General features: G+C 42.4%; 12 protein-coding genes. 8 read left to right on the top strand and 4 right to left on the bottom strand.

What is annotated here, in order from left to right; genetic code table 11:
* From ACYVRH_RS04605 to ACYVRH_RS04575, 7 genes are all read left to right on the top strand, one after another.
* Window positions 1-273: hypothetical protein (locus ACYVRH_RS04605; RefSeq protein WP_461255754.1), on the top strand; the 273-nt coding region annotated here is incomplete at its 5' end.
* 48 nt (window positions 274-321) lie between these two features.
* A complete protein-coding gene (locus ACYVRH_RS04600; protein ID WP_461255753.1) occupies window positions 322-1,068 on the top strand; it encodes a hypothetical protein in 747 nt (248 codons plus the stop codon).
* 67 nt (window positions 1,069-1,135) lie between these two features.
* Complete coding sequence (locus tag ACYVRH_RS04595; protein ID WP_461255752.1) at window positions 1,136-1,855, top strand: hypothetical protein; 720 nt, start codon at window positions 1,136-1,138, stop codon at window positions 1,853-1,855.
* Between the two features lie 11 nt (window positions 1,856-1,866).
* Window positions 1,867-2,283, top strand: coding sequence for a hypothetical protein (locus ACYVRH_RS04590; protein WP_461255751.1), 417 nt, complete (start codon window positions 1,867-1,869; stop codon window positions 2,281-2,283).
* A 26-nt stretch (window positions 2,284-2,309) separates the two neighbouring features.
* On the top strand, window positions 2,310-3,506 hold the full coding sequence (locus ACYVRH_RS04585) for a hypothetical protein (protein ID WP_461255750.1): 1,197 nt from the start codon (window positions 2,310-2,312) through the stop codon (window positions 3,504-3,506).
* A 36-nt stretch (window positions 3,507-3,542) separates the two neighbouring features.
* Window positions 3,543-4,739, top strand: a complete 1,197-nt coding sequence (locus tag ACYVRH_RS04580; RefSeq protein ID WP_461255749.1) for an Lcl C-terminal domain-containing protein — start codon at window positions 3,543-3,545, stop codon at window positions 4,737-4,739.
* 27 nt (window positions 4,740-4,766) lie between these two features.
* The gene (locus ACYVRH_RS04575; RefSeq protein ID WP_461255748.1) at window positions 4,767-7,673 is read left to right on the top strand and encodes a choice-of-anchor D domain-containing protein; all 2,907 of its coding nucleotides are present in this window, start codon (window positions 4,767-4,769) and stop codon (window positions 7,671-7,673) included.
* 149 nt (window positions 7,674-7,822) lie between these two features.
* Here ACYVRH_RS04575 and ACYVRH_RS04570 read toward each other — a convergent pair whose 3' ends face one another.
* The 4 genes from ACYVRH_RS04570 to ACYVRH_RS04555 form a co-directional block, all read right to left on the bottom strand.
* On the bottom strand, window positions 7,823-8,749 hold the full coding sequence (locus ACYVRH_RS04570) for an Rpn family recombination-promoting nuclease/putative transposase (protein WP_461255747.1): 927 nt from the start codon (window positions 8,747-8,749) through the stop codon (window positions 7,823-7,825).
* A 332-nt stretch (window positions 8,750-9,081) separates the two neighbouring features.
* Entirely contained in the window at window positions 9,082-9,813 is a 732-nt protein-coding gene (gene nadE, locus ACYVRH_RS04565; protein ID WP_461255746.1) for an NAD(+) synthase, read from the bottom strand.
* Window positions 9,806-11,692 (bottom strand): sialate O-acetylesterase, encoded by a 1,887-nt coding sequence (locus ACYVRH_RS04560; RefSeq protein ID WP_461255745.1) that lies wholly within the window; start codon window positions 11,690-11,692, stop codon window positions 9,806-9,808. The genes nadE and ACYVRH_RS04560 overlap by 8 nt, the downstream gene beginning before the upstream one ends.
* Window positions 11,689-13,278: a glycoside hydrolase family 43 protein gene (locus ACYVRH_RS04555; RefSeq protein ID WP_461255744.1), complete on the bottom strand. Its 1,590-nt coding sequence runs from the start codon at window positions 13,276-13,278 to the stop codon at window positions 11,689-11,691. The genes ACYVRH_RS04560 and ACYVRH_RS04555 overlap by 4 nt, the downstream gene beginning before the upstream one ends.
* 72 nt (window positions 13,279-13,350) lie before the next feature.
* Between ACYVRH_RS04555 and ACYVRH_RS04550 the strand changes: the two genes are divergently transcribed.
* Entirely contained in the window at window positions 13,351-14,373 is a 1,023-nt protein-coding gene (locus tag ACYVRH_RS04550) for a glycoside hydrolase family 5 protein (RefSeq protein ID WP_461255743.1), read from the top strand.
* Window positions 14,374-14,427: the final 54 nt, after the last annotated feature.

Below are 14,427 nucleotides of genomic sequence, written 5' to 3'. Positions count from 1 at the left end.
CTCGTGGGGTGTGGGGGTGATGAAGGAGGCAATGATCCGGGGACGGGAGGAGACTATGCGCAGTACTATGGCGGTTCTTTCCGAAATAACCAAAATGGGACTGTTGAGGTTGTTAATAATACCCAGTACGACATGCTTTTATTTACCGGTGAGATTATAAGTCTGAATTACATTGTTGGAGGCGTAAAGGCAGGTACCAGAAATAACGTCAATTTTTCAGATAAATCTGATTATCAGGTTGGCGGATATGTGTTATTGCGGGAGGTTAAATAGACTGAATTTGAGGCCGCTAAGGATCTATCAGGGATTGATCATACGGCGATGGTAACATACGGTGAGGGGAAAAAATTCACCACCAACATTGTCTCTACAACAGACGGCGCGTACCAGTATACGGTTTATAATAGAAGCAGAGATTATGGATTGGAACTTAGGAAAAATACGCCGGAAGGCGCGAAAGTCGCCTATCTTACCAAAGGAGAAGTCCGACGTGTTATACAATCTCCTGACCGTGATGAATTAACATTGTACCCGGTTTGGGTTGCCTTCAATAATGTTACAAAATCCATCGTTACTTTTACTCCAAGTGATACGCTGTCAGCTTTAGATATTCAGCCTAAACAACCGACTGAAGACGTGTCGCCGTATTATTTTCCGATGGGCGGAACAAACAATATAGCCTTTCCTGATGTAAATCTTCCGTTTGCTACTATACTAGTAAGGAATAACGCAAGTTTGAACGCGAATTTTAGAGTTGCAAATACAATCAGAACCCCTGAAAGCGGATATACGGGCATTACCAGCGGCGCACGGGAATCTTATGAAATCAGGGCGGTAGCGGGTGATTCGCTCAATCTTAACCTTGCCATGTCACAAGCTACGATTATTGTTCCGGTTAGGTTTCAGAGCGATCCAAGCGCGAGCGGCGTAATTATTCAAAACGGATATTCTTATACCGTTTCTTTGACTCTAAAAAATGGCGCGGATCCGGCGCTTGCCGCAAGTTATGAAGCATGGCTGTCTCCAGGAACCCAGATGAATACCAACGATCTTTTGGTTTCAAACTAACATTTTAATAACTCAGGCTGCCTGATAAAAAAGCGGTAGCCTGAGTTTTATCTGGAGAAAAATGTACATGAATAAACATATCTTTAAAAATGTTTTTTTATTTGCGCTTTTATTATGTTTGATTATTTCTTGCAAAGATTCTGCAGACGATGACAAAAATAATCAGGAGGTAATAAAAACAGGGAAAGTAACATTTTTTAATGAGTCAAGCTACAGCATAAAGATTCATCGGGATTCCTTTAGCGGCCCCGTATTACTGGAATTGTCCGCAGGCGCTTCAAAAAAGATTGATGTCCGTATCAGCGATACTCACGGATTTGGTACGACATTTTCCATTGAATATTTGTACCGGATAAACGACGCGTTTGATACAGATAGCGGCGATATATTTGCCAGCGGTCTTGATTTTAACGTGCAAATAAATTTTGTTATTGAAGAGAATGAGTCATATACCAAACAAATACCTCAGCCTACAAACCTTGAATTCAGGTCGGCGTTTATCAAAGTGCTAAACGCTCATAATTTGCCTGTTGAAGTAAGGGATTTTGGAAGAATACTTCAGCAGGCCGGTAATGGCATTTATCCCATTGCCCCCGGAAAAACAGGAGTATACAAACTGTCAAATATTCCAACAGAAGGAGAATTATTACAGAGTTACCTTGTAGTCTCAACATTTAACGAAGTCGCCATTCCCGATTTTACCGCGCAGAATGGTTTTATATACAGTTTTACATATAACGGAAGCTCAGTTATTAAAACCGGAGAACAAACAATTATTTTTAGATAAGGGGAAATATTATGAAGAAGATTTTTACAATGATTGCAATTTTTACGCTTATTTTAGCAGCTTGTGATAACGGGGATTCATCGGGTAATGGGAATGGTGATGGGACAACTCTTACCATAAGGAACGTGTCGGATTACGATTTTAAAAATGTCGTATATGGGTCAACAACTTTTGGCGCTATTGCCAGCGGCGCGAGCCAAACCAAAGGAGTCGCCGCCAATACATCAAAGCCTATTTCATTTTTTCTGAACCTTAATTACATATACGATGGATATGGGGTGCAGTGTCAGACTGCCGCATTAGCATGTGACTCAGGTAATAATCGGGAAATTACGATAGATAACAGCACTACAGTTACAACTAATGACGGCTCTGATACCCTTGAGGATATCGCTTATATGATGGAAGCCGAATCAGGGAAGCATTGATTCTTTTAATTATGGAGGATTGTAATATGAAAGTTTATCTTATTTTTGCCTGTTTATTATTATTAGTGGGATGCGGAGAATCCGACGGGAACAACCCGACAACTACAACCACGCTTACAATCAGCAATGAAAGTTTCAGCGAGTTGACAAATGTAACATGGCACGGCGTCTCTTTTGCTGATAATTTTGACCCCTTGACTATTAGCGGTTCCATAAAAAAGACTGTTCAATCAGGCGAAGGTTACATCTTTTTTAACCGTAAATCCAATCCTATTGTCGCGCGTACCAGAGAATTAGTAGTAGTAGAAGAAGGGAAAGACAATACATTCAGGTTTCATGACAATACTTTTATTGTTGAAGCGTCCAATCCTGATAATACAGGCACTTTAAAAGACTTGAACAGTACTCCTACTGGCCCCGCCACGACTGAGCTTACTGCGGATACAAAGGCGGCATTTTCAACAGCAAGGAACAGAATTAACAATGGGGCAGCCGGTACATATACTATCACCATAACTGGCAGTATTTCATTGGATTATTTTGAAAGTTTTTCGGGGACGGGGAAAAAAATTATCATTAAGGGCGATACTATTTCCCGTCAAATTTTTAACGATGATTTTAATCCAGGGTCTGTAATGTTTAGCGTGCCGAGAGGCATCACGTTGGAACTGGGAAATAATATTACCCTGAATGGAAACGATAAAGATGGTAATACCGTAGTTGTTGAAGAAGGCGGTACTTTTATTATGAATAACGGTTCAACCATAAGCAGTTGCAAAAATTATGGTATCGAATCATCAGGAACATTTACCATGAATGGAGGGACAATAAGCGGAAATAGCTATAATACAAATTTTAAATATGGCGGCGGTGTAATTATTCATGGTGGTACGTTTAGCATGAATGGAGGAACTATCAGTGACAATAGCGCCTATGGGCATGGCGGTGGAGTTCATATTGAAGGCGGCACTTTTGTCATGAGCGGGGGAACTATAAGCGGTAATATCTCTGGCAATCCCGAGTATAGCACTTATGGAGGTGGAGTATATGTTGGCAGTGTCGGCTCTTTCATCAAAACCGGGGGCACTATTGACGAAACCAATGTGGCTGATGTGGGAAAGGTGGCGTATAACGCAAACGGAACCAAGAAGCGGGAAACTGCCGCAGGGCCAACTGATAATTTGGACAGTTCTAAAACCGGCGCTGCTGGAGGCTGGGAATAAGAAAACAAACAATCATTTTTAGATAAGGGAATTATTATGAAGAAGATTTTTGCAGTATTGGCAATTTTTGCGCTTGTTTTGGCAGGGTGCGAAGAAGAGGCGGAGGATACGGGAGAGATAGGCGGAAAAGGCCTCGGTGGTGGCACTATCTTTTTTGCTGAAGGCGGCCAGTATAAAGAGTGCAGCGGGGAACTGGGCAATTCTTCATGGAATGCCGCAATGTCTACGGCCAGTAATTATAGAGGCGGCGGATTTTCCGACTGGCATCTCCCAGACAGAATGGAATTGGATTTAATGTACAAAAACCTTAAACAGAAAGGCAAAGGCGGTTTTTCAGATGATGATTATTGGTCTTCAGATGTAAATGGCAGCTCTAACGCATATTATCAAGATTTTTATTCTGGTGGGCAGCATTTTAATTCTAAATCTTATGCAAAATCAGTTCGCGCCGTCAGGTCATATACAAAAAGCGGCAGTGGGACAACGGGAAATACAACCTTGAAAATTAATAACCAATCTTTTACTGAAATTACCGATGTTATTTGGAATAGCGTTACATTTTCCAACAATCAATACGAAAATTCAATCAAAACCGGTACAAATGTAACAAACACGGTTGAAGGCGGCGCGGGATACATTTTCTTCAAGCGGAAATCGAATCCCATAACCGCGCGCACTAGGGATTTGATAATTGTTGAGAACAATCAAAAAATTGAATTTACTTTTACAGATAACACGGTAATTGTGGAGGTAAATAATCCTAATAATAACGGTACGCTTGGTTCGGTGCAGAGTACGGTTTTATGGTTTGACGACGCCGAAGGGGAAATACAGCCGTATTACTTAAAACAAAGCATTGTTGAATATTATTCAGGGGCGGGGTCAGGTACAAGTTCAGACAATTATTCTTATTTCTTTGCGCCCAAAAACGGCGCTAAATCCATAAGAATCGGCGGCACTAATACGGCATTGCTGCACCTTAAAATAAATTTAACTAAAAGAGCAAAACTTTCATTTTGGTATGCCAATAAGTACTATAGCGCTGCCGGCACTGCTTTCACCATCAATGGCGTAGAAAAAGCGATATGGACAACCAATATTGACTGGTCTTTTGGTGAATTTGTTCTTGAATCAGGAATAAATGACATTATATGGGCAAAGAAAGATGGGAATGGTAATAGTCGCAACTATTATCTTTCCCTAGATGACATTTTGATTTATTACACGGAATAGCAATATAAAAATTTAGGAGAACATAGAATGAAGAAAATTTTTACATTAACAGTAATTATCGCGCTTGCTTTCATAGCTTGTGATGATACGGATGTTAATTCAACTGCCAAACTGCCGAGCCTTACCATTAAGAACGAATCATCGTTTGATTTAACCGATGTTAAGTTCTCAGGCATTTCGTTTTCCGCGCCTGGTTCCAATGATCTGCCGCGTACGACACAATCGGTAAAACAGCTAACGGTAAATGACGTTGATAAAGCGGGGTACATTACCTTTGTCCGCAAGGATATTGGGATAGCTTTAAGGACGGAAGCGGTATCGGTAAGCGATCAGGATTTAACGTTTACTTTTCTGGATACCTCGGTGGTTGAAGAAGTGGCAAACAGCGGTAACAGAAAAAGTTTGTCACAGATTTCATTTTTGTCACAGGTTACTGTTGAATATGGCAGTTTAAGAGTGGCAAAAAACGAGACGCTTAATTTTGGAGAAACAATAATTAATTCCACAAAGCAGGTCGATTTTGTCCTTAAAAATACAGGCGTGGGCAAATTACTCTTTACCGGAGGAACCGAACCGGTAAAAATTAACTGTACGGATGCGGGTGTTTTTTCGGTTGTCCAGCCCTCCGGTTCAGAAGTAGCCCCAAACGGTTCCCTGACTTTTAAAATCAATTTTGCACCTAAAGCTCTCCAAACGTATACCGCAACGGTTACTATAAGTTCCAATGATCAAAACGGCGATTTTACCTTTTACATTAACGCCGTAGGGGCGCCCCCAAAACCAATCGCTACAATTATTTACAATAACAATGAGATTCCCCAAAACGGGACAATCAATGCCGGAAATACTTATATTACCCTGTCAAAAAATATTACCGTAACAATTAAAAATACCGGTACGCAAGTTCTTACTATTGATACTGCTAATATCACCATAACAGGCGTTGATAATGCCGCTTTTACAGTAACGGATACTCCCGCTCCAAGCATTTCAGTGGGAGGGCAATCGCAATTATTAATTGAATGGAAACCGGTAAGACAAGGTGGAAACAACGCAACTTTAAAAATACCGACCAATGACAGTTCACGCGAGTTGGTTGAAGTATATTTGCAAGCGCAGGCGGAAACAGGCGCTCCTGTTTTGCAGCTAACGCAGGGTACTACGGTTATAACTAACAATTCCCTCACCCCGTTTAGTTTTAGCCCGGTCAGGGTTGGGAATTCCACATCACTTACATTCACCATAAAAAATACCGGCACTATCGCCCTTGAATTGACAGGAGACCCGGCGGTTGAATCGTCAAACGCTGTTTTTACAATCACCACCCAGCCTGTTAGCAAAAAATTAAACCCGAATGAAACGCAGGATTTTGTTGTTCAGTATAGGCCGACGATAGAAGGAACGGATAACGTAGAAATTACCATAAATAATAATGGCAATAACACGCTTTTCAAACTTAATGCCAGAGGTACAGGGACAGTTCCCAGGCCGTCCGCAGTTATTCTTTACGAAACCGTCGAAATACAACAGGATGGAACAATAGACTTAAGTGATATACTTCTCACTTTGTCAAAAACCATTACCGTTACCGTAAAGAATTCGGGCGACGCCAACCTTGCGCTTGATACGGCGAATATCACCATAACCGGCGCGAATGCCGCTTCTTTTACCAGAGTGACAACTCCCGGCAGTACCATTGCGGGAGGAGCGCAAACATCGTTTAACATCAAGTGCGAGCCTGTTAAAGTTGGCGAACATAACGCCGTCCTGACAATTCCGACAAATGACACCTCACGCAATCCTGTTACTGTCAATTTAAAGGCAAACGGAGTTCAAGGGAATCCTGTTTTGGAAATGCGGCAAGATACAACGGTTATCACCAATAATTCGCTGACTCCGTTTGATTGCGGCAGAGTGCTTCTTAGCAGCAGCAAATCATTAACGTTTACCATAAAGAATACCGGTAATATCAACCTTGTGTTGAGCGGGGATCCTGTAATCACATCATCCATTGGAACCTTTACGGTTCTTGCCCAGCCTGCGAATACTGTAATTCTGCCGGGAGCGTCTGCGGAATTTACCATCGGGTATACTCCGTCAAGCGAAGGCTCGGACTCAGGTTTTCTAACCATTTTGAATAACGCTGGCGGGGCGTTTACCGTAAACATCAAAGGAACCGGCTATACCAAAAAACCGCAGATAACCATAAAGCAAGGTGATACCACAATTATTCCATACAATGAATTTAATTTTGGAACCGTTACCGCAGGCAGTACCAAAGAAATCACTTTTATCGTACAGAACTCAGGCGAAGCCAATTTGACTTTTGTAACGGTAAGCGGTAACCGGGTTAACCTTGACGATAACGATGCCGGGTATTTCAGCGTCACGCTCCAACCCATTGCATCCACGATTGTCACTCCGGGAAACACCACGGATTTTTCCATACGCTTTAGTCCCACGGCGACGGGAGTTACTTCTACTGCCACCGTAATTATAAAAACAAACAGCGAGAATGACGAAGAATTTGCCTTTAGAATACGTGGAAGGGGCGGCTATAAAATTGGAGACACCGGCCCTGGCGGCGGCATAATTTTTTACGCGATCGGCAGCGAGTTTAAGGAATGTACAAAAACTGATCTTGGCAGCACTAGGTACACATGGGCTGCGGCAAAGAATATGGCTGAGAATTACCAAGGTAACGGTTTTACAGACTGGCGGCTTCCTGATATTACGGAATTAAATTCCATGTATCAAAATCTGCATAGAAATAGCCCGGCGCTTGGAGGATTTAATACTACTTATTCTTATTGGTCATCAACAGTATATGGCTCTGGTAGCTATTATGATCTACTTTTCTATAGTGGTAATCAAAATTGGGACTACAGCAGCAGTACCTCCTATGTCCGCGCAGTACGCTCTTTTACTTTCTAGCCTGTTGAGGAAGGGAACGGGGAAACAGTCCGTGAATAGCGAACTGTTTTTCCACGCTTCCTGTTTTTTAAATGGATAGCCTCCCTTTCTTCCCCTTTGTGCTCTTTGCACCTTCGTGATCTTCGTGTGAGGTTTTTGGGAAAAAATCCTCACAATTGAGCGATAATCTCCGTGGAGAGGCCAGTTCCTTCAGCTATTTGAGAAATTGATATCCCCATTCCTTTGAGATTACGCGCAATATTCAGTTTTTCTTCTTTACGGCCTCTTTTACGGCCATCTTTTAGGGCTTTACGCTGGGCAGTTACCACTTCGTCTTGATAGTCCATATCGCATTTTATCCGATAAGACTCGCGTATGTAGTCCAATTCTCTCTGCGTGAAGCCTTTCATCGTTTTTACCGCCATCGCTATGCCCTCCTCTCTATTAATTATATCAACAATTTTAACCCTTTTTTTCTCGTCTGTCAAATATTCTATAAATACCGCCCACCGTTCCGCAGTTGTCATCTTTTCTATCGGTTTTTCGACTATGGGTTTCGTTTTTTCAAGTTCGACGGTTATTATTCTGGTCTTTCCGCCAAGAGAGATTCGGGTTTTGGGATCGTAGTAAATGAAATCGTGTATAAGGTCATTGTCAGGGAAAAATTTCTTCTTCGCTAGAATGGCGATTTGATATGTTTTTTTTAAATCGGTATAATTTTTACCTTTTCCATGAAGTTCCTGCCCTGCGAACAACCTTGCGGCGTGGTACTCAAGACGCACATGCTCGTTAGCCTTTGGATTAAAAGACATTTCAACATTTATCGGCTCGCCTTTTTTTGTTTTGCAGGCGATGTCGAAACGTAAATACCGCTGCCTAAAATCGCTGACGGGCGGTTCGTTGGCTGTGATTGTCCCCACCTTGATAACGCTGCCTATAAGCGCTGAAATCAGATCAGACAAAGCGGCTCTTGAATTTGCGGTGTCTCTTGTGAATACAGCTTTGAACACCGGATCATGACGGATGTCATAGACTTGCGTCCCGCCCTCGAAAGGGAAGGGGCCCCACTCGTACTGGGTAGGATTTTGATTTTTCATTTACTCTCCTTAACAACAATTTTGTTGTTACCTATATATGGCGCGAGAGTACCATTTTGCTTGACTGTTTTTAAAAATTTTTCGAAAAAAAACGAGGAATTTTACCACGAACCACACGAACAGGGAGCGAACAAAGAGGGATTAGCGTTAACTACCTGTATAATCGTAAGAGAGAACGGGGTTAGGGGGTTCTTGTTAGTTATCTTATCGTGAAGTCTCAGCTAAGCTCTCAGACAAAAACCTATGATCCCTTTAATTCTCTACTATACGCATATTTGTAGTAAATCTTTGCTTTCTAGGTTCGTGTGGTTCGTGGTAAAAAAAAATCTTCTCTATTTATTCCCAAAACAAGGCATCAATTCCAATTTATGCAAATTTAACCTATGCATCCTGTCAATCTTTTCTTTAATAGCCGCGTCTTCACAAACGCCTTCGCGGATATACCTGTCTAAGACGGCGTAAGAAAAGCCGATATTTTCCTCGTCGCTTAAACCGCTAAGGCCGTCTTCGGGGACTTTGTCGATAAACTTTGCGGGGAGCGATAATTCTTTCGCGACCAACTTTACTTCAGTAACCGTTAGCTGAGATAAGGGGCTAAAGTCCCCAGCCGCGTCGCCGTATTTTGTGGCGTAGCCGATATAGTCTTCGCTTAAATTGCACGTATTGGCGACTCTGCCGTTTACGGAGGCGGATACGGCGTAAAGGGCAGTCATCCTTATTCTGGCTGGTATATTGATGACGGACTGCCTGTTCAGGGAAAAAGAGGCCTCTTTTATGCTTTCAAGAAGGGCATCAACGCTTTTTTTAATGTTGACTTCTATTTGCTTAATACCCAAAAATTCGACTAATTCGCGCGAATAGGCGATGTCGTGCTGGTTTCCCTGCGGCATTAAAACGCCGTAAACCCGCTCTTTTCCTAAAGCTTCCGCGCAAAGAGCCGCAACTGTAGAGCTGTCTTTGCCGCCTGAGATGCCGACTACGGCGCAGCAGTCTTGGCCGGTTTTCTCAAAATAATCGCGTAACCAGTCAATGAGTTTGTCTTTTGTTTTTTTTGCGTTAAACATAATTATTCTCCTGTTTTAATTCAATTTTAAAAGGAAGCGCGGGCAAACCGTCGCTGTTAAACAACTGCCTGTCCCTCGGATTATTCGCCCACGCGTACAGTATCTTTTTGGGATTTTTTATTCCCGATATATCGATACTAATCGCGTTTGCGCTTTCAATTTTTGCAGGCAGACGGACATTGGCGTCTTCGCCGATAACGCTGACGTAGACGATAGAAGATTCAAACTCCAAAGATTCATACACGGCTTTTAATCCTTCGCCGCAATTATTAAAAAATATGTTAATTTTATCCTGCTGACGCTCAAAACGCGATACTGTCGGCCCCGGCGAAGTATTGTCTGCGGCAAATACTGTTTTGTCCGCCGCGAGGAAAAGACGGTAACCTACGTCTTTTTTGTTAAGGGGGTGTATGTCGTTCCATTCGCCAAGCTCAAGGACGCATGCCATACCTGTATTTGGCAGAGACATCGCGTCCGCCTGCGCTTCGCGAATAATGGCCCAGCCATGCGCTTCGCTGTTATCTGACGGCTCTTTAAAAATTGGCAGTTGGACAAAAATAAACGGCAGTTTGTCATTATTGCTCTTCCTGCGCCAATCGTTGATCATCAATGGAAAAAGTTTTTTATATTCGTTGGGATAAAAATCGTTTGATTCCCCTTGATACCAGATAACTCCTTTAACGGGATATTTAAGAAAAGGGCAGACCATCGCGTTAAAGTTTCCCATCGGCAGGCTCTGGAAGAAAAATTCTTCGGGGCGCGTTGGGGCTTTTATGCCTATCTTGTATTTCCATTTTCCGTGAAGTTCCACGGATTCATTATCAGTAAAAATACGGAAGGGTTTATTAACTGTTACGCCGCCGTCGCCTCTATTGCAGATAACTCTTATTACGATGCGGTTTTTTCCTTTTTTAACCAATCCTTTGCATGCATATTTGCGCGGCGGATAACGGTATCCCGTGTTACCGATTTCAACGCCGTTAATGAAAACGGTATCACAGTCAATGATAGTGCCAAGCCAGACTTTCACTTCTTTGGAAGCAAAATCTTCCCCAACTTCAAAATCTTTCGCAAGCCATAACGCGCCGCAAAACTTTATAAGCCCCGCGTCTGAAAAATCTCCCGGCAGGGTAATGTCGTCCCATGAAGAAATATCCGTGTCGGGATTTTTCCATTCTTGGGGAATGCCAATATCCTCATGGGCGATATTTTTTTCCCATTCAAAAACGGCGGATGCCGATTTGCCGGTAACCTCTTCGCGTTTTGCTGCGTCAGCATATCGTTCTCCAAGAGCGATTTTTTGCGGAAAGTCCGCAAGAGCGTCACTGCTCATCCATGATTCAATCGGAGTGCCGCCCCACGCGGTATTAATCAGCCCGATAGGGACGCGGTATTTTTCATACATATATTTTGCGAAGAACCAGGGAGTTGCGGTAAAACCGTCAAGCGTCTCTTTGGAGGGTTTTAGCCAACTGCCGCCTGAAATATCTTCGCGAGGAGAAGAAAAATCCCACTGTGCAGGAACCTTAAAATGTCTGATAATGGGATACTCTTTTAATTCCCACTCCCCGCTGAAATTATCGCGAAGGCGTTCCATTGGCGTTTCCATGTTGCTTTGCCCGGAGCAGAGCCATAAGTCGCCCGAATAAACGTCTTTTATAGTAACTGATTCATCAGTATTTTTTATTTGCATTTCAAAGGGACCGCCAGCAGAGACGGGATCGAGCGTTATGAGCCATTTTCCGTCTGCGGATTTTGCTTCATAAGTTTTTCCCAAAAAGATGACGGTTATTTTTTCTCTGCTCCAAATAGGGAAGTAGCTGTCCCGCTGTAAAACCATTCCATCGCTAAAAAAAGGCGACATTAACAGATCTTTCACGCTAAACCCCTGTAATCGGCAAATATTACATCGGCATGATTGCCTGTGTTTTCTCCGCAGCCTGTGGCAAAGACTCCAGCCAATGTTCCCACAAAACCGCCAGCGTATTCCGTGCTTAGAAGGCGCGCGTCCATATTGTCCTTTAAACATTTAAGGGAGTTATTGTCTTTCCCGTAAAAAAAAGAAAATTTCATGTCTTTATTAACAGCGGCTAACATCAGCGGAGTTTCATCTTTTGGACACTCCGCAGAAGTGATTATTTCGTCTTCTTTACCGGCGGCTTTTATAAGGCGGATCATAAAAGTACAGTTAGGTGCAAGATATTTCTCCAAACGGTACTGATAATTTTCGCTTTGCAGTAAGATTAATCCGGCCGCTTCGCTTTCTTTTTTGGGGTAAAATTCCATTAAAACATGGAACGACCAATTTTTATGCCTGATTCTTCTTCCCGCGAAAGCCGGATGATCTTTCCCGCGCATCGTGGCCGCCGTTGTAAAAAGGCGTAATGCGTCTTTTCGTTCTGTTAGACTGAAGGCGGTGTTTTCTATATCAACAGGCATTCGCAGGGTTAGCCAATGGAATGGAAGAGAATTGCCGTTAAAATAATCACAGGAATCAAGCGGGTCGCAATTATCGTTTTCTATGGCGATCTCTTGCGGCAATCCTTCTTCGATAAGTCCGGAATCAGTAGCGATATACGGCCATTCATTTTCCCAAATAATGGGAACGATAAAAGTTTCGCGCCCCAAAGGGCATACGCCCTCAAATTGGCGCGATGCAAGTAAAACCATCCACCAGTTTCCATCGGTATCGTCAACAAAATCGGCGTGTCCCACATTAATTATTTTTGCCCTTTTACCAAGATGCCTGTGAGTTACGATGGGGTTGCTCCTTTTGCCTTCCCACTGTCCTTTTATTTCTTTTGCCCTTGCAATGCAAACGGCATGATCAAGGCCGGTTCCGCCTTCGGCGTGCAATAAATAATACCAGCCGCCAATTTTATAGATGTGAGGCCCTTCAGGCCAAATAGCGCCGCGAAGAGCGCCGCGCCATAAGCCAATGCTTGAGCCTATTAGCGGATTTTTTCCGGAAGCAAGTTTTTCCATGTCAATTTCATGGATGTAAATTTCATAGTTGCCTGAATACGCTTCGCCTTCAGGCGCGGGGTGAGTGCCGATATACCAGACTTTTCCGTTGTCGTCAAAAAAGATTGAAGGGTCAATTCCGTCAGCGTCTGAAAGCCAGATTGGCTCTGACCATGGCCCCCTTGGATCTTTCGCGGTAATTATAAAATTACCGCCCATATTTATAAGCGTGCAAAGGATGTAAAAAACGCCGTTGTTTTCGCGGATTGTGGGGGCGAAAAGCCCCTCTGAAATATTATGTTTTTCAAAACATAATTGTCCCGGCCTGTCAATGGCATTGCCTATCTGTTTCCAATTTATTAAATCCTTGCTGTGAAAAACCGGTATGCCGGGAAAATAGGCAAAAGTCGAATTGACAAGATAAAAATCATTTCCAACGCGGCAAATTGACGGGTCGGGATAAAATCCGCTTAATATCGGATTACGATACTTATAATTCATATATTGATTTTATCAATAATTCCGATAAAATTAAATAGCTTGAATTTGATTATTTATGAAAAAGGAGAATACATGGCAAATGTTCCATTCTCGCGGGGATTTAATTTTTCTAAATGGTTTGAATCGCGTACTTTTAAGGATATTGATTTTAAAAAGTTTGGCGAACAGGATTTTATAGATGTAAAAAGCTTGGGGGCTGACGTTATCCGCCTTCCTATCGCTTTTCATAATTTTGTTCTTGGCGAAAAAGATCATACGCTTGAACCTGAATTGTTTAAATACCTTGATGCCGCCTCTGATTGGGCAGAAAAACATCAGATTTATCTTATTATTGATAATCATTCGTTTCATCCGGTTAATCCGACAGATGATAATATTGATAAAATTCTTATTCCGGTATGGGAACAGATTGCCCTGCATTTTAAAGATCGCGGTGATTATCTGCTGTATGAAGTATTAAACGAGCCTCACGGCATAGCCGACGGGCGTTGGGGTGAAATCCAATGGAAAACGGTAGAGGCGATACGAAAGTTCGATAAAGAGCGTCTTATTATTGTAGGCGGTACAAATTACAACTCAATCGAAAAATTATTTCAAATCCCCGTATATGCCGATAAAAATTTAATTTATACTTTTCATTTTTATGATCCTCATCTTTTTACTCATCAGGGCGCGACATGGAATAAACCGTCTCTTGAGCCTCTGTCGAATCTTCCGTTTCCTTCTCCTTTGAATTTTATCCCTCAAGTCCATGAAACATTTATTGGCACATGGGTGGAAGAATCTTTAAAAAGATATGATAAGGATTCAAAGCCGGTTAAACTGAGCGAGACTCTTGAAAGAGCGGTTTCTTTTTCCAAAGAAAGAAAAGTTCCCGTTTTCTGCGGAGAGTTCGGAGTATTCATGAAACAAAGCCCAAGGGAAGATCGCGTAACATGGTACAAGTTTATCTGCGGCGAGCTTGCAAAGAAAAATATCCCGTGGATATGCTGGGATTATTTTGGCGGTTTTGGAGTTTTTAAAACGCAATTCAGGGGGGAGTTCCCGGCGGATTTGGATAAAAAAATCATTCAGGCTATGGGGTTAAAGATATAGCAAAATTACCGTTTTTTGTTGAAAGATGGCGGGAATTTTTGTTAAAAAAACATT

Source organism: Treponema sp. R80B11-R83G3, assembly GCF_054786115.1.
Note: the sequence above shows the minus strand (reverse complement) of the source record. Positions and strands in the feature narration are given on the sequence as shown.